The sequence below is a fragment of the Sphingomonas profundi genome (genome assembly GCF_009739515.1).
In the GTDB taxonomy this organism is placed as follows: domain Bacteria; phylum Pseudomonadota; class Alphaproteobacteria; order Sphingomonadales; family Sphingomonadaceae; genus Alterirhizorhabdus; species Alterirhizorhabdus profundi.
Map to the genome: position 1 here is coordinate 2,416,670 of NZ_CP046535.1, position 16,437 is coordinate 2,433,106.

Below are 16,437 nucleotides of genomic sequence, written 5' to 3' on the forward strand. Positions count from 1 at the left end.
CTCTAGATCGAGGACCACAACCCGCGTGGCGCGGGCGTCGTTCCAAGTGGCGCTTCGCCCTCGCCGCCGCTAGAGAGCCGGCGATGGACGTCACCGAGCTTCGCGTCGCCCTGTTCACGGGCAACTACAACTATGTGCGGGACGGGGCGAACCAGGCGCTGAACCGGCTGGTCGGCTATCTGCTGCGCCAAGGGGCAGCGGTGCGGATCTACTCGCCGCGCACCGAGACGCCGGCCTTCGCGTCGGTCGGCAAGGTCGTCGGCGTGCCGGCCATCCCCCTGCCCGGCCGCGGCGAGTATCGCGCGCCGATCATGATCCCGCCGCGGGTGAAGAAGGACATCGCGGCGTTCGATCCCACGATCTTCCACGTCGCCAGCCCGGAGATCCTCGGCCATCGCGCCGTCAGCCTCGCGCGGGCGCACGGGCGGCCGGTCGTCGCCTCGGTGCATACCCGGTTCGAGACGTATCCGCGCTACTACGGCCTCGCCTTCCTCGAACCGCTGATGCTGGCCACGCTGCGCCGCTTCTACCGCCGCTGCGACGCGATCGTCGCCCCGTCCGAATCGATGGCGCAGCTGCTGCGCGATCAGCGGATGAGCTACGATGTCGGCATCTGGACGCGCGGCGTGGACGTGGAGATCTTCAACCCCGATCGCCGCAGCATGGTGTGGCGCCGCAGCATCGGCATCGCCGACGACGAGGTGGTGATCGCCTTCATCGGCCGGCTGGTGATGGAGAAGGGCCTCGACGTATTCTCCGACGCGGTCGACCAGCTCGCCCGGCGCGGCGTGCGCCACCGCGTGCTGGTGATCGGCGCCGGGCCGGCGCGCGAGTGGTTCGAGCGGCGCCTGCCCGACGCCGTCTTCGTCGGGTTCCAGAAGGGCGAGGATCTGGGCCGCGCCGCCGCCTCGGCCGACATGCTGTTCAACCCCTCCGTCACCGAGACGTTCGGCAACGTGACCCTGGAGGCGATGGCGGTGGGCCTGCCGGTGGTCGCCGCGCGCGCGACCGGCAGCGAGAGCCTGGTGATAGACGGCGTCACCGGCCGGCTGATCCAGCCGGGCGGCGTCGCCGCCTTCGCCGACGCGCTCCAGCATTATTGCGAGAATGCGGACACCCGCCGCGCCGTCGGCGAGGACGGGCGGCGGGCGAGCGCGCGCTACGGCTGGGATCGGGTGAACCAGGAGCTGGTCGATACCTATCTGCGCATCGCCCGCCAGCGCGCGATGGGCGGCCGCGCGCCACGGTTGGGGCCTAATCCCTGATCCGGCGTCGCGGCCGCCCTCGGCCGCGCGGGTTCACTCCTCCTGCCAGTCGAACGGCAGCGGCGCCTCGCGGAAGGCGAAGCGGTCGAGATGGCTCGCGACCACGCCCTTCGCCCGCTCGGCCGCTTCGGCATCGCCGTCCTCGAGGGCGATGCGCACCGTCAGCGCCGCCGCGTCGGCATCCAGGGTCAGCGTGCTGAAGGGCAGCGCGACGGTGCCATGCTCGGGGGTGAAATCCACCGCGAACTTGTGCGACCAGTGCTTGCAGAGCTGCTGGAGGTAGCGGCTGCCGCTGCCGGTGGGCACGATGGCGGTGAGCGTGCGGGCCGGCGCGCTCATTGTGCCGCGCTCCGCCCCAGCCGCTCGATCCGCCGTGCCGCCTCGTCGAGGATCTCGGCGACGTCGTGCAGCGTATCGGTCTGCACCGCGTCCTCGCCCAGCCGCTGGTGCAGCACGGTGCGCAGGTTCATCATCGCGCGGCGCACCGGCCCCGCGTCGGTGCGGGCGGCGGTGGCGCCGAGCTGGTCGAGCCGCGCGAGCAGGGCTTCCGCCTCGTCGCTGCGCTCCTCCAGGTGGGCACGCCCCTCGCCGGTGATGGCGAAGGCCTTGCGCGATCCCTCGGCGGTGGCTTCCTCGATCTGGCCCATGTCCTGCAGCATCGTGATCGTCGGGTAGATCACGCCGGGGCTCGGCGCATAGGCGCCGCCGGTGCGCGCCTCGATCGCGCGGATCAGGTCGTAACCGTGGCGTGGCTGCTCGGCGATCAGGCGCAGCAGCACCAGCCGCAACTCGCCCGCGTCGAACACGCGCCGGCGTCCGCCGCCACGCGGGCCGCCGAAACCGCCGGGCTCGCCGCCGCCGAAGCCGCGCCGGCCGAAAACGCCTTCGCCGCCGTCCCGCCCGCGCGGGCCGCACATGCGCTGATGATGGTGATGATGTGAGAATCGCATTTCGGTTCTGTCTTTCCTGTGTTTGAACATGTCTGAGATATATCTTGAAATAAGCGAAGCGCAAGTCCTTCCATCGCGCCCGATGCGGATTTTCGTCGAACGGCCTATATCGCGGGGCATGGCAGACCTGTTCGCCCCCGACCCGTCCGAGCCCGCGCCCACGGCCGCCGCCCCCCTCGCCGATCGCCTGCGCCCCCGCGCGCTGGATGAGGTGATCGGGCAGGATCATCTCACCGGCCCGGCCGGCGCGATCGGCCGGATGGTCGCGGCCGGCCGCCTCTCCTCGATGGTGCTGTGGGGTCCGCCCGGCACCGGCAAGACGACGATCGCCCGCCTCCTCGCCGACGCCGTGGGGCTGCGCTACGCCGCCGTCTCGGCCGTCTTCTCGGGCGTGGCCGATCTCAAGCGGATCTTCGCCGAGGCGCGCGATCATGCCCGGCTCGGCCGGCGGACATTGCTGTTCGTGGACGAGATCCACCGCTTCAACCGCGCCCAGCAGGATGGCTTCCTGCCCTATGTCGAGGACGGGACCGTCATCCTGGTCGGCGCGACCACCGAGAATCCGTCGTTCGAGCTCAACGCCGCGCTGCTCAGCCGGGCGCAGGTGCTGATCCTCAACCGGCTCGATGCCGCCGCGCTCGATACGCTGCTGGCGCGGGCGGAGGCGGCGGAGGGCCGGCCGCTGCCGCTGGAGCCGGCGGCGCGCGAGGCGCTGGTCGCCTCGGCGGACGGGGACGGCCGCTTCCTGCTCAACCAGGCCGAGACCCTGTTCTCGATCGACCTGCCGGCGCCGCTCGATCCGGCCGGGCTGGCGGCGCTGCTCCACCGCCGCGTCGCCGTCTACGACAAGGACCGCGAGGGGCATTACAACCTGATCTCGGCCCTCCACAAATCGCTGCGCGGGTCCGATCCGCAGGCGGCGCTGTACTACATGGCGCGGATGCTGGTGGCCGGCGAGGAGCCGCTCTACGTGCTGCGCCGTCTCGTCCGCTTCGCTTCCGAGGATGTCGGGCTCGCCGATCCGCAGGCGCTGGTGCAGTGCCTCGCCGCCAAGGACGCCTATGATTTCCTCGGCTCGCCGGAGGGCGAGCTCGCGATCGTGCAGGCATGTCTCTACCTCGCCACCGCGCCCAAATCGAACGCGGCCTATGTGGCGCAGAAGGCGGCGTTCAGGACGGCGCGGGAGACGGGGTCGCTGATGCCGCCGCCATCCATCCTCAACGCCTCCACCAAGCTGATGAAGCAGATCGGTTATGGCGAGGGCTACGGCTACGATCATGACGCGCCGGACGCCTTTTCCGGCAACGACTATTGGCCGCGGGAGATGGCGCCGCAGACCTTCTACACCCCGGCGCCGCGCGGCTTCGAGGCGAAGATTGCCGAGCGGCTGGCCTATTGGGAGGGCCTGCGGGCCGAGCGGCGCGGGGCAGGGATGAATGGCGGTGCGCCGGCGTGATGCTATACGGGGCGTCATGCTGATCCGCCTCCTCCGGCTTCTGGCGCTCGCCGCGGCCCTGCTCGCCGCCCCGGCCCTCGCCCAGACCACGCACCATATCCGCCCGACCCTGCTGGCCGAGAGCGCGCGGCCGGCGCCCGGCCGCACCACCATGATCGCGCTGGCGATGAAGCCGGAACCGGGATGGCACGGCTACTGGCAGAATCCGGGCGACTCGGGCGTGGAGACGGCGATCGACTGGCGCTTGCCGGCCGGCGTCGGCGCCGGGCCGCTGCAATATCCGGTGCCGCACCCGCTGCTGATCTCCGGCCTGATGAATTATGTGTACGAAGCCGATTACGCGCACCTGATCGCGCTGACGGTGCCGGCCGGGCTGGCGCCAGGCACGAAGCTGCCGTTGCGCGGCACCGCCCGCTGGCTGGCCTGCACCGCCGAGATCTGCGTGCCCGAGCAGGCCGAGATCGCGCTGGACCTGACGGTGGGCGACGGCGCGCCGACCGCCACCGCCGCGTTCGACGGCTATCGCCGGGCGCTGCCCCGCCCGCTCGGCGGCGAGGGTCGCTTCGCCGCGTCGAACGGCGCCTTCCGCCTGGCCGTGCCGCTGCCGGCGGCGATGGCGGTGGCCGACCCCTATTTCTTCCCGCTGACCGACGGCGCGATCGACTATGCCGCGCCGCAGGCGGTGACGCGCAACGGCGACACGCTGATCGTCGAGACGAAGCCCGCGCCGGGCGCCGCCGTGCCGCAGCGGATCGAGGGCGTGCTGAAGATCGGGCGGGACAGCGGCCTCTCGCTGGTCGCGCTGCCGGGCGCGGTGCCGCCGGCCGGTGAACCGGTCGCCGCCGCCGGCGAGGCGACCGGGGGCGGCGGCGGCGTCACCCTGCTGGCCGCGCTCGGCGGCGCGCTGCTCGGCGGGCTGCTGCTCAACATCATGCCCTGCGTGTTCCCGATCCTCAGCCTGAAGGCGCTCAGCCTAGCCCGCTCCGGCGAGAGCGAGCGGACCGCGCGGATCGATGCGGTCGCCTATGCCGCCGGGGTGATCCTCGTGTGCGTGGCGCTGGGCGGGCTGCTGCTGGCGCTGCGGGCCGGCGGAGAGACGGCGGGCTGGGCCTTCCAGCTGCAGGATCCGCGCGTCATCCTGTTCCTGCTGCTGCTGGTCGCCGCGATCGCGCTGAACCTGGCGGGGCTGTTCGAACTGCCGATGGTGGCGGCGGGCGGCGCGCTGGCGGCCAAGGCCGGCCCGGCCGGTGCCTTCTGGACGGGGGCGCTGGCCGCCTTCGTCGCCACGCCCTGCACCGGCCCGTTCATGGGCGCGGCGCTGGGCGCGGCGCTGGTGCTGCCGCCGGCCGCGGCAATGCTGGTGTTCGCCGGCCTGGGCCTCGGCCTGGCCCTCCCCTTCCTGCTGCTCGGCTTCGTGCCCGCCCTGCGCCGCCGGTTGCCCCGGCCGGGGCCGTGGATGGACCGCTTCCGCCGCATCCTCTCCTTGCCCATGTTCGCGACGGCGCTGGGCCTCGCCTGGATCCTCGGCCGGCTCGCCGGTGTCGACGGCATGACCCTGGGCCTCGCCGCCGCCTTGCTGGTGGCGGTGGCCCTCTGGTGGGTCGGCCGGCGACAGGCGAAGGGCCGCACCGGCAGCTGGTGGCCGCTGGCGCCGGCCGCCGCCATCGCCATCGCCCTGCTGGCGGTACTGCCGCGCCAGCCCGCCGTCGCCGCTTCGGCCGCGGCGGGCGGCCCGCTCGCCGCCGAACCGTTCAGCGAACAGCGGCTGGCGGCGCTGCGGCAGGCGGGGCGCCCCGTCTTCGTCTACTTCACCGCCGACTGGTGCCTCACCTGCAAGGTGAACGAGAAGGCCGCGATCGAGCGGGCCGAAGTGGCGCGCGCCTTCGCCGCCCGCAACGTGGCGGTGCTGGTGGGGGACTGGACGCGCGGCGACGCCGCGATCGGGCGCTTCCTCGCCGGCCAGGGCCGCTCCGGCGTGCCGCTCTATCTGTTCTATGCGCCGGGCAAGCCGCCGGTCACGCTGCCGCAGGTGCTCACCCCCGGCACCCTCGCCGCGCTCGCCACCTGAACGGAGAAGCCCGATGCGCCTGATGTCGTTCGTCGCCGCCAGCCTGATGGCCGCTCCGGCCGCTGCCCTCGCCGCGCCGCAGATCGGCCAGCCCGCGCCCGATTTCACCCTGCCGAGCGCCGCCGGCAAGCCCGTCCGCCTCGCCGACTATCGTGGGCGGACGGTGGTGCTGGAGTGGAGCAATCCCGGCTGTCCGTTCGTGCAGAAACATTATGGCAGCGGCAACATGCAGCGCACCCAGGCCGCCGCCCGCGCCGGCGGCGCGGTGTGGCTGACGATCAACTCCGGCGCGCCCGGCAAGCAGGGCCACATGACGCCGGCCGAGGCGCGGGCGTTCGAGGCGAAGGAAGGTGCGAAGGCCAACGCCTACCTGCTCGATCCGCAGGGCAGCGCCGGCCGGGCCTATGCCGCCAGGACTACGCCGCACCTCTATATCGTCGATCCGCAGGGCCGGCTCGCCTATATGGGCGGCATCGACGACAAGCCGACGGCGAACCCGGCCGACATCAGGGACGCACGCAACCGCGTGCTGGCGGCGCTGGCCGAGATGAAGGCGGGCAAGCCCGTCTCCCAGCCGGTGACGCGGCCCTACGGATGTTCGGTGAAGTACGGCGCCTGACACGCGCTTCGCAGCCGTCGACCCGTGCCGGCACCATCGGGGAGTGTTTCCGGACCCGATCGACGCCATGTTGCATCATTGCCACACCGCATGCGATGATGTCCTGTCTGCCGGCCCGCCGGTGATCGGAGATCAGCCTTGAAGCCCAGCCGCCTCGTTCTCGCCACCCTGCTCGCCGGTACCGCCCTGCCCGCCGCCGCCGCCCCGCCGCCCGCCATCTCGGTAGAGACGCTGAAGACCGTCACCAGAACGCTGTCGGACGACAGCTTCGAGGGCCGCGCCCCCGCGACGCCGGCCGAGGAGAAGACGGTCGGCTACATCGTCGAGCGGTTCAAGGCGGCCGGCCTGCGCCCCGGCAACAAGGGCGGCTGGTTCCAGCAGGTGCCGCTGGTTGAGCTGACGATCACCAACGTCCCCACCTTGTCGATCACCGGCGGCAAGACGCCGCTCAGCCTGGCCTACAAGACGGACGCGGTGATCGGCACCTACCGCGTGCAGCCGAGAACGGCGGTGTCCGCCAGCGACATCGTGTTCGTCGGCTACGGCATCAACGCGCCCGAGAAGGGCTGGAACGACTATGCCGGGCTGGACGTGAAGGGGAAGACGGTCGTCATCCTCGTCAACGATCCCGACTGGCAGGCGCCGGGGCTGGAGGGGCCGTTCGGCGGCCGCGCGATGACCTATTACGGCCGCTGGACGTACAAGTTCGAGGAAGCGGCCCGGCAGGGCGCCGCCGCCGCGCTGATCGTCCACGATACCGCGCCCGCCGCCTACGGCTTCAACGTCGTCCGCTCGTCGTGGAGCGGGCCGCAGCTGGAGACGGACGAGGCCGGCGATCATCTGGACCAGAGCCAGGCGGTCGGCTGGCTGACCAACGATGCCGCCCGCCGGCTGTTCGCCGCCGCCGGGAAGGATCTCGATACGCTCACCGCCGCCGCCGGGCGCAAGGGCTTCCGCGCCGTGCCGCTGGGGCTGAAGGCATCGGTGACGATCGAGAACAGCATCCGCCGCAGCACCTCGCGCAACGTCGTCGGCCTGCTGCCGGGCACCTCCGCGCCGGACGAGTATGTGCTCTACTCGGCCCACTGGGATCATCTCGGCCGTTGCGAGCCGGTGAACGGCGACGATATCTGCAACGGCGCGGTGGACAACGCCTCCGGCATCGCCGGCCTGGTCGCGCTGGCGGAGGCGTTCGCGAAGGCTGGCGCGCCCAGGCGATCCCTGCTGTTCCTGGCGCTGACGGCGGAGGAATCGGGCACGCTCGGCTCCGAATATTACGCCGCCAACCCGGTCGTCCCGCTCGCCCGCACCGTTGGCGGCGCGAATATCGACGAGCTGAACGTGATGGGCGACACCCGCGACATCCGCGTGGTGGGCGCCGGCAAGTCGGAGCTGGAGGATCTGCTGAAGCAGCTCGCCACGGCGCAGGGCCGCGCGGTGAAGCCGGAGCCGACGCCGGAGAAGGGCTTCTACTATCGCTCCGATCATTTCAGCTTCGCCAAGCTCGGCGTGCCGATGATCTATTTCGAGGCGGGCAGCGATCTGGTGAAGGGCGGCGTCGCCGCCGGCGAGAAGGCGAAGGCCGATTTCGAGGCGAACCGCTACCACGCGCCCGCCGACGAATATGATCCGTCGTGGGATTGGAGCGGCGCCGTCCGCGATCTGCAACTCTATTATGGCATCGGCCGCCGTCTGGCGGATGGCGGGACCTGGCCGAACTGGTATCCGGGCAGCGAATTCCGCGCCGTGCGCGATCGATCGAGGGCGATGAAATGACCTTGCGCCAGCCCGCCGAGTGGAGCGCCCACGATTGGGTGTGGGTCGGCTTCCCCAGCCACGCGGATTTGTGGGAGGACGATCTCCAGGCCGCGCGCGAGGAGGTGATCGCCTTCGCCCGCGCGGTGGATGCGGACGGATCGGGCGAGCGCGTCGTCCTCGTCGCCGCCGACAAGCTGGCCGCGCGCGACGCGCTGGCGCTGGCCGGGCCGCACGTGGATGTGGAGGTGCAGCGCTTCGGCGACATCTGGCTGCGCGATACCGGCCCGATCATCCTGACGGATGGCGGGGCGAACGGCCCCGGCGTGCCGGCCGAGGCGCGCGATTTCGGCTTCAACGGCTGGGGCGGCAAATATGAGCTGCCCGGCGACGACACGGTCGGCACCCGCCTCGCCCAGTCCGCCCGCTTCCCCACGCGGCGCTGCGAGTGGGTGTTCGAGGGCGGCGCGCTGGACGTGGACGGCACCGGCCTCGCCATCACCACCGAGCAGTGCCTGCTGAACCCCAACCGCAACGCCTTCGTCTCCCGCGCCGGCATCGAGGCGCGGCTGGCCGAGGATCTCGGCATCGATCGCGTGCTGTGGCTGGGCGACGGGCTGTTCAACGATCATACCGACGGCCATGTCGACAATCTCGCGCGCTTCGTCGCCGAGGGCGTGATCGCCGTGCCGGAGCCGACCGTCGACGATCCGAACGAGGCCGTCTACCGCGATGCCGCCGCCCGCGCCCGCGCCTACGGGCTGGAGGTGGTCGGCGTGCCCTCGCCCGGCCGGGTGGAGCGCAATGGCGAGATCGTGCCCGCTTCCTATATGAACTTCTACATCGGCAACGCGGCGGTGGTGGTGCCGATGTACGGCGCCGCCAACGATGCGGCGGCGGTGGCGGCGATCGGGGCGCTGTTCCCGGGCCGCCGCACCACCGGCTTTCGCGCCGATCATATCCTCACCGGCGGCGGCAGCTTCCACTGCATCAGCCAGCAGGTGCCGACCCACGAGCCCCGTTCCGCGTGAGCGGGCCGCCTGCCTGAAACGGACCTCGCGCATGACCGAACTCACCGTCGCCGCCCTCCAGCTGGCCTTTTCCGACGATGCGGACGAGAATATCGCCGCTGTTTCCGCGCTGGTGCGCGAGGCGGCGGGGCGCGGCGCGAAGGTGATCCTGCCGCCGGAGCTGTTCGAGGGACATTATTTCTGCCAGGCGCATGACGAGGGCCGCTTCACCCGCGCCCTGCCGACCGAGGCGCATCCGGCCGTGCGGGCGATGCGCGCGCTGGCGGACGAGCTGAAGGTCTACATCCCGACCAGCTTCTTCGAGGCGGACGGGCCGCATCACTATAACAGCCTGGCGATGATCGATCCCGACGGCAAGGTGATGGGCGTCTACCGCAAGAGCCACATCCCGGACGGGCCGGGCTATCAGGAGAAATTCTACTTCCGCCCCGGCAACACGGGCTTCAAGGTGTGGCCCACGCCGGCGGCCACGCTGGGTGTCGGCGTATGCTGGGATCAGTGGTATCCGGAAACGGCGCGATCGCTGATGCTGCTGGGTGCCGAGATCCTGTTCTACCCCACGGCGATCGGCAACGAGCCGCACGATCCCGATCTGGACACCAGCCGCCTGTGGCGCCGCGCGATGGTGGGCCATGCGGTATCGAACGTGGTGCCGGTGGTGGCCGCCAACCGCATCGGCACCGAGGATGCGATGACCTTCTACGGCCACAGCTTCATCTGCGACGAGCGCGGCGACATGATCGCCGAGTTCGGCGCGAGCGAGACCGGCGTGCTCGTCGGCACGCTCGATCTCGATCGGGTGAAGCGGCACCGCGCCGCCTTCGGCTTCTTCCGCGATCGCCGGCCCGATCTGTACGGCCGGCTGGCGCAGGACGTCTGACCGCCGCGACGCGCGATCGCCGCGCCCGCCCGGCACGCGGCAACCCGGTGCCCGGCGGCGCGTTCGATGCGGAACGGCAAGGAGACAATGTGTGAGCATCTTTTCGTCCATCTGGAAGAAGATCAACGATCCGTGGGGCATCGCCGAGAAGAAGAAGCAGGGCGGCGCCCCCGCCGCGCCCGCTCCCGCCCGCACGCCGCCGCGCCGCCCAGCCGGCGGCGCCTGCGCCGGCGGCACCCGCGCCCGCATCCACCGCCGCGCAGCCGGCGCCGGCGGCTCCGGTCGACGTGCATCAGGTGCTGGAGGAGATGGCCGCCAAGGCACCCGGCGGCGGCGGTAACTGGAAGGTCTCGATCGTCGATCTGCTCACCCTGCTGGGCCTCGACAGCAGCCTGGCCGCCCGCAAGGAGCTGGCCGAGGAACTGAACGTCCACGCCGGCGCCCACGGCTCGGCGGAGCAGAACATCGCCCTCTACAAGGCGGTGATGCGCCAGCTGCAGGCGAATGGCGGCAAGGTGCCGGCGAGCATGCTGGACTGACCGGACGGTTCCGGCGGGGTCAGGCCGCGTGCCCGATCCCGCCGATCCACGTGTCGGTGACGCGGCCCTCGCGCAGCCGCACCAGATCCGCCTGAGAGCCCGGCGCGATGCGCCCCAGCCGGTGATCCAGCCGCAGCAGCCGCGCGGCGCTCGCCGCGGCCATCGTCAGCGCCTCTGCCTCGCCGAGCCCCAGCAGCGCGATCGCGTTGCGCACGGCCGCCGCCATGTCGAGGTCGGAGCCGGCCAGAACGCCGCGATCGTCGACGCACACGCCGTCCTCCACCCGGATCGCGCGGCCCTGCAGATCGAACGCCTTCGGCCCGCCGACGCTCGGCATCGCATCCGTCACCAGCATGAAGTCCGCGGTCGGACGGGCGCGCAGGGCGACGCGCAGGGTCGCCGGGCTCACATGCCGGCCATCGACGATGATGCCGGAGACGAGGCCGTCATGATCGAGGATCGCGCCGACCATCCCCGGCTCGCGATTGCCCAGCTGCGACATCGCGTTGAACAGGTGGGTGGCGCCCGCCATGCCGGCCGCTATGGCGGCGCTCGCCTCGGCATAGGTCGCATCGCTGTGGCCGGCCATCACCACCACGCCGGCATCCGCCAGCCGCGCGATGGTGGCGGGCGTCGTCCGCTCGGGCGCGAGCGTCGCCATCGTCACACCGCCGGTCGGCCGGGTGAGCTCGGCGATGCCGCTCTCGTCCAGCGGGCGGATCTTGTCCGCGCGATGGATGCCCTTGCGCGCGACGTTGAGGAACGGCCCCTCGATGTGGATGCCCAGCACGCCCGGCACCCCTTGCGCGATCGCCTGCGCCACCGCCGCCACGGCGCGATCGACCACCGCCGGATCGTCGCTGATGACGGTGGGCAGGAAGCCGGTGGTGCCGAAGCGGCGATGCGCGGCGCCGATGCGGGCGATCGTCTCCACCGTGGGCGCGTCGTTGAACAGCACGCCGCCGCCGCCGTTCACCTGCGTATCGATGAAGCCCGGCGCCAGCACGTCACCGGCCAGGTCGATGCGCTCCGCATCGGCGGGCACGGCATCGCCGGTGGCGACGGCGGCGATGCGATCGCCCTCCACCAGCACGATGCGGTCCTCGCGCAGGACGCCGTCCAGCAGCACGCGGCCGTTAACGAAGGCCTTTACCGTGGGCGCGCGCATCAGACCGTCTCTGTCACCTTGGCGAGGTGCGGCGGCGCATCGGGATCGTGCCCGCGCGCCACCGACAAGGCGGCCACCGCCCGATAGAAGCTCTGCACCTGGCCCAGCGGGGCGAGCGCCGGATCGGCCGGCACCGCCGGCAGCGCGATCGCGCCGGGAACGGCGGCGCCGACGACGAACACCGCGCCGCCGCGCGCCGCCATCTCGGCCGCGACCGCATCCACGCCCGCCGCCGTTTCGTCCGGCTGGCGGAACACGAGCAGCGGCATGTCCGGGCCGATCAGCGCCATCGGGCCGTGCCTCACCTCGGCCGTGCTGAACGCTTCGGCATGGAGGCCGCACGTCTCCTTGAACTTCAGCGCCGCCTCCTGCGCGATGCCGAGCCCCGGCCCGCGCCCCAGCACGAACAGCCCGCGCGCCGGCACCAGCGCCTCGACGAGCGGCGACCAGTCGAGCGGCCAGCTCGCCGCCAGCACGTCCGGCAGGGCGGCCAGATCGGGCGCACCGTCCGGCGCCCACGCGCCGACCAGCTGGAGGATGGCGGCGAGCGAGGCGATATAGGATTTCGTCGCCGCCACGCTCCGCTCCGCCCCCGCGTGCAGCGGCAGCAGCCAGTCCGCGCGGGCGGCGAGCGGGGAGGTCGCCACGTTCACCAGCGCCGCCACGTCCGCGCCCGCCCGCGCGGCGGCATCCACCGTGGCCAGCAGATCGGGGCTGGCGCCCGATTGCGAGATCGCCAGGCACAGCGTGCCCGCCAGCCGCGACTCGGCGCCGTACACCGACGCGACGGACGGCGAGGCGGAGGAGACGAGCGTGCCGGTGCGCGTCTCGATCAGATATTTGGCGAAGGTGGCCGCGTGATCGGAGCTGCCGCGCGCGCAGGTGACGATGGCCGCCGGCGGCGCGCGGCGCAGCCGATCGGCCAGCGCGCCCGCGATGCCGGCATTGGCCGCCAGCATCCGCGCCACGGCCGCCGCCGCCTCGCCCGCCTCGGCGACCATCAGGGTGGCTGCCGCGTCCCTCACAGCGCGTTCAGCTCGGCCACGAAATCATAGGCGTCGCCGCGATACCAGCTGTGCGTCGTCTCCACCGTCCGTCCGTCCTCCAGAAAGCCGCGCCGTTCGATGAACAGGCCGGGGGCGCCCGCCGCCACGCCCAGCAGCGCCGCCTGATCCTTGCTGAACAGCACCGCCCGCAGCCGCTGCAACGCGCGCACCGGCCGGTTCCCCGCCGCCTCCAGCGCGGTGTAGAGCGAGACGTCCACCGTATCGAGCCCGGGCAGGCCGAAGCCGGAGATCGTCGACTGCTCCAGCGCCATCGGCAGATCGTCGGCGAAGCGGATGCGGTGGAAGCGATAGACCTGCGTGCCGGGCGAGAGGCCCAGGGTCAGCGCCTCGTCCGGCGTCACCGTGCCCTCCGCCTTGACCAGCCACTCGCTGCGCGGGCTGCGGCCGCGCGCCACCATGTCTTCCGAGAAGGAGGTGAGCTTGGCGAACTGCTTTTCCACCCGCCCGGCCACGAAGGTGCCGGCGCCCTGCCGCCGCGTCAGCAGCCCTTCGGAGACCAGCCCGTCCAGCGCCTTGCGCACGGTGATGCGGGAGACGGCGAAATCCTCGGCCAGTTCCCGCTCCGGCGGCAGCGCATCCTGCGGCTTCAGCACGCGCTGCTCGATCGCGCCGCGCAGCGCCTCCTGCAGCCGCTGGTAGAGCGGCGCGTGGCCGGCTTCGCCCAGGGTTCCGATCCGTTCCGCCAATCCCATCCGGCACTCCCCCGCGTCACCATCTCGTGATAGAACCAATCAAATACCAATGCCAAGCGTAAAGTGACCGTGTTGCGGATTTATTTCTACAAACCCCTTGACGACGCCTAATGCGACATAGGATGGTTATGCAACTGGTCCTCGATTGGTAGCTAATTGGATATAGCCGTCGAGGTGCATCGTCGAAGGGGAACGACAATGGCAAGACTCGGTATCCTGATCCGCACATCCAGCGCGCTGGCGCTCATGGCCGCCGCCGCGCCGCTTCTCGCCCAGGTCGATCCAGCGCCGACCGACACCGCGCCCTCCGGCGCGCTGAAGCCGGCGCCCAGCGACACCGGCAGCGCCCGCGACGAGGAGATCATCGTCACCGGCATCCGCGCCTCGCTGCAGGCCTCGCTCAACGCCAAGCGCGCGTCGGACGTCGTCGCCGACGTGCTCTCCGCCGAGGATATCGGCAAGTTCCCCGACAAGAACGTGGCCGAGGCGCTGCAGCGCGTGCCCGGCATCGTCATCAACCGCGAGTTCGGCGAGGGCGAGCGCGTCTCGCTGCGCGGCACCGCGCCGAACCTGACGAAGACGCTGGTCAACGGCCACGGCATCGCCACCGCCGACTGGTTCATCCTCGATCAGCTCGCCGCCACGCGCAGCTTCAACTACCTGACCCTGCCGGCCGAGATCGTCGGCCAGCTCGACGTCTACAAGAGCCCGCAGGCGGACGTGGAGGAAGGCGGCATCGGCGGCACGATCAACGTCCACACGCGCAGCCCGCTCGATCTCGAACGCTGGTCGCTCTCCGGCTCGGTTCAGGGCGTCTATTCGGAGCGGTCGGACAAGTTCGATCCGCAGGCGTCCGGCCTCGTCAGCTGGAAGAATGCGGACGAGACGTTCGGCGTGCTGATCGGCGGCGTCTACCAGAAGCGGCGCATCCGCCGCGACGGCGTGGAGGTGCTCGGCTATCAGGATGTGACGACGGGCGGCCAGACGGCGCAGATCCCGTCGCTGATCGGCTCGGCCCTGTTCCAGCAGAAGCGCGAGCGCTACGGCGGCAATGTCGAACTGCAGTTCAAGCCGTCCGACCGGCTGGAGCTGAAGGTGACGGGGCTGTATTCCCGCTTCAACGCCAGCAACTTCAACCAGAACTATCTCGCCTGGACGTCGAACGCGCTGGGCGGCGGCGGCACGCTGACCAACGCGACCGTCGCGGACGGCACCGTGGTGAAGGGCACCGTCACCTCCACGCCGGGCGGCCGCGCCGTCGTCTACGACGCGATCTACCGCAACGCCTATGCGGAGACATATTCGGGCGACGCCGATCTGGTCTGGCATCCCGGCGACGCCGGCACGCTGCACGTGAAGGCCGGCTACACCAAGGCCAACGGCCGCACCAAGAGCCAGCCCTTCTACGAGGGCGGGGCGCCCGGCTCCTTCACCTTCGATCTCACCGGCCGCGTGCCGCAGGTGCAATATGGCGGCGGCATCGTGCCGACCGATCCGAACAACCTGACGTTCGATTTCGCCTCGCTCCACCGCATCGGCAACGTGGACAAGGAGAAATATGTCTATGCCGATTACGAGCATGAGCTGGATCTCGGCCCGCTGCGCGCGGTGAAGGTGGGCGGCAAGTTCACCGATCACGATCGCGTCGCCTCCTTCCTGGCCACCACCTACGGCAACTTCTTCCTGCCGCTGGCGGCCACAGGCTGCGGCGGCCGCGCCTGCACCTCGGCCGATTTCGCCGGCGGCAGCCTGCCGGACGACTTCCTCGACACCATCGCCGAGCCGGGCACGCTCACCAATTACTTCAACGTCGATCCCGGCAAGCTCTCGCAGATCCTGAACGCGCTGCCGGCGGCCAATCGCGCCCGCATCCTGAACCCGCCGGAAAACTACTCGATCAACGAGAAGACGTTCGGCGGCTATGCCATGGCGCGGTTCGGCGGCACGGACGAGGGCTATCGCGGCAATTTCGGCGTGCGCGTGATCCGCACCGAGCAGACCTCGCGCGGCAACCTGCTGGGCGTGCCGGCCGCCACGCCGGGCGCCGTCACCGACAACGCCTTCGGCATCTACCTGCCGACGACGGTGAAGAAGGCCTATACGGATTTCCTGCCGAGCGCGAACCTGGCGGTGGACATCACCCCCAACATCATCGCCCGCTTCGCCGCCGGCCGGTCCGTGGCGCGCGCCGACTATACCGATATCGTACCGCGCGTGTCGCTGAACCCGGGCTCGCTGACCGGCGACGGCGGCGATCCGAACGTGAAGCCCTATCGCGCCAACAATTACGACCTGTCGTTCGAATGGTATCCCGATCGCCAGACGATCGTCGCGGTCGCGCTCTACTACAAGGACATCAAGTCCTATATCGTGAACCGCACGGTTCAGGAGACCTTCCCGGTCGAGACGTCCACGCCCACCCTGTCGCGCTGCACGCGGGCGGGCGGCACCAACCCGAACCTCTACAACTGCCTGTTCGATATCAACCGCCGGTCGAACGGATCGGGCGGCACCAACAAGGGTGTCGAGATCCAGATCTCCCGCCCGCTATTCTACGGCTTCGGCACGATCGTGAACTACACCTATTCGAACGCCAAGTCGGATTCGGGCGATCCCATTCCGGGCAACTCCAAGCATGCGCTGAACGTGACCGGCTATTATGAGAATGACTGGATCTCGGCCCGCCTCTCGTACAATTACCGTTCCAAGTTCTTCATCAACATCGATCGCGCCTCGCCGCTGAACCAGACGGCGACCGACTCGCTCGATGCCTCGCTGAACGTGAAGGTGACGGACAATATCTCGCTGACGGCGGATGCGGTGAACCTGACGAACACCAAGATCCACCAATATGCCGGCACCAAGACCCGCTTCCGCGCCCTCTACGACAATGGCCGGATCGTCTATGCCGGTGTCCGCGTGCGCTACTGAGGCGAGCCGATCGGGG

At 70.8% G+C, this 16,437-nt stretch carries 14 protein-coding genes; 9 read left to right on the forward strand and 5 right to left on the reverse strand.

Annotated elements, in window-relative coordinates:
• Positions 1–83: 83 nt before the first annotated feature.
• Positions 84–1,265: a glycosyltransferase family 4 protein gene (locus GNT64_RS11475; RefSeq protein WP_156679645.1), complete on the forward strand. Its 1,182-nt coding sequence runs from the start codon at positions 84–86 to the stop codon at positions 1,263–1,265.
• Positions 1,266–1,298: 33 nt separating this feature from the next.
• Here the strand turns inward: GNT64_RS11475 and GNT64_RS11480 are convergent, their stop codons facing one another.
• Together GNT64_RS11480 and GNT64_RS11485 are read right to left on the reverse strand one after the other, a co-directional pair.
• On the reverse strand, positions 1,299–1,604 hold the full coding sequence (locus tag GNT64_RS11480; protein ID WP_156679646.1) for a DUF2218 domain-containing protein: 306 nt from the start codon (positions 1,602–1,604) through the stop codon (positions 1,299–1,301).
• Complete coding sequence (locus GNT64_RS11485) at positions 1,601–2,182, reverse strand: PadR family transcriptional regulator (RefSeq protein ID WP_231638965.1); 582 nt, start codon at positions 2,180–2,182, stop codon at positions 1,601–1,603. The genes GNT64_RS11480 and GNT64_RS11485 overlap by 4 nt, the downstream gene beginning before the upstream one ends.
• Before the next feature lie 151 nt (positions 2,183–2,333).
• On the opposite strand from GNT64_RS11485, the gene GNT64_RS11490 reads away from it, so the two are divergent.
• The 7 genes from GNT64_RS11490 to GNT64_RS11520 all read left to right on the forward strand — a co-directional run bounded on the left by GNT64_RS11490 (position 2,334) and on the right by GNT64_RS11520 (position 10,563).
• Complete coding sequence (locus GNT64_RS11490; RefSeq protein WP_156679648.1) at positions 2,334–3,671, forward strand: replication-associated recombination protein A; 1,338 nt, start codon at positions 2,334–2,336, stop codon at positions 3,669–3,671.
• Positions 3,672–3,687: 16 nt separating this feature from the next.
• A complete protein-coding gene (locus GNT64_RS11495; protein WP_197276961.1) occupies positions 3,688–5,739 on the forward strand; it encodes a protein-disulfide reductase DsbD family protein in 2,052 nt (683 codons plus the stop codon).
• Between the two features lie 13 nt (positions 5,740–5,752).
• Positions 5,753–6,358, forward strand: a complete 606-nt coding sequence (locus GNT64_RS11500; protein ID WP_156679649.1) for a thioredoxin family protein — start codon at positions 5,753–5,755, stop codon at positions 6,356–6,358.
• A 138-nt stretch (positions 6,359–6,496) separates the two neighbouring features.
• Positions 6,497–8,134 (forward strand): M28 family metallopeptidase, encoded by a 1,638-nt coding sequence (locus tag GNT64_RS11505; RefSeq protein ID WP_156679650.1) that lies wholly within the window; start codon positions 6,497–6,499, stop codon positions 8,132–8,134.
• Complete coding sequence (locus tag GNT64_RS11510; protein WP_156679651.1) at positions 8,131–9,144, forward strand: agmatine deiminase family protein; 1,014 nt, start codon at positions 8,131–8,133, stop codon at positions 9,142–9,144. Before GNT64_RS11505 ends, GNT64_RS11510 begins: the two co-directional genes overlap by 4 nt.
• Before the next feature lie 31 nt (positions 9,145–9,175).
• The gene (aguB, locus tag GNT64_RS11515; protein ID WP_156679652.1) at positions 9,176–10,024 is read left to right on the forward strand and encodes an N-carbamoylputrescine amidase; all 849 of its coding nucleotides are present in this window, start codon (positions 9,176–9,178) and stop codon (positions 10,022–10,024) included.
• A gap of 128 nt (positions 10,025–10,152) precedes the next feature.
• Positions 10,153–10,563 carry a DUF3597 domain-containing protein gene (locus GNT64_RS11520; protein ID WP_156679653.1) on the forward strand — a complete coding sequence of 137 codons (411 nt, stop codon included), beginning with the start codon at positions 10,153–10,155 and terminating at the stop codon, positions 10,561–10,563.
• A gap of 19 nt (positions 10,564–10,582) precedes the next feature.
• Here the strand turns inward: GNT64_RS11520 and nagA are convergent, their stop codons facing one another.
• From nagA to GNT64_RS11535, 3 genes are read right to left on the reverse strand one after another with little or no spacing between them, the layout of a single operon-like run.
• Positions 10,583–11,731 carry an N-acetylglucosamine-6-phosphate deacetylase gene (gene nagA / locus GNT64_RS11525; RefSeq protein WP_156679654.1) on the reverse strand — a complete coding sequence of 383 codons (1,149 nt, stop codon included), beginning with the start codon at positions 11,729–11,731 and terminating at the stop codon, positions 10,583–10,585.
• Positions 11,731–12,732, reverse strand: coding sequence for an SIS domain-containing protein (locus GNT64_RS11530; protein ID WP_156681578.1), 1,002 nt, complete (start codon positions 12,730–12,732; stop codon positions 11,731–11,733). The genes nagA and GNT64_RS11530 overlap by 1 nt, the downstream gene beginning before the upstream one ends.
• Before the next feature lie 20 nt (positions 12,733–12,752).
• On the reverse strand, positions 12,753–13,490 hold the full coding sequence (locus GNT64_RS11535; protein ID WP_156679655.1) for a GntR family transcriptional regulator: 738 nt from the start codon (positions 13,488–13,490) through the stop codon (positions 12,753–12,755).
• A 198-nt stretch (positions 13,491–13,688) separates the two neighbouring features.
• On the opposite strand from GNT64_RS11535, the gene GNT64_RS11540 reads away from it, so the two are divergent.
• The gene (locus GNT64_RS11540) at positions 13,689–16,421 is read left to right on the forward strand and encodes a TonB-dependent receptor (RefSeq protein WP_156679656.1); all 2,733 of its coding nucleotides are present in this window, start codon (positions 13,689–13,691) and stop codon (positions 16,419–16,421) included.
• The last annotated feature ends 16 nt before the right edge of the window (positions 16,422–16,437 follow it).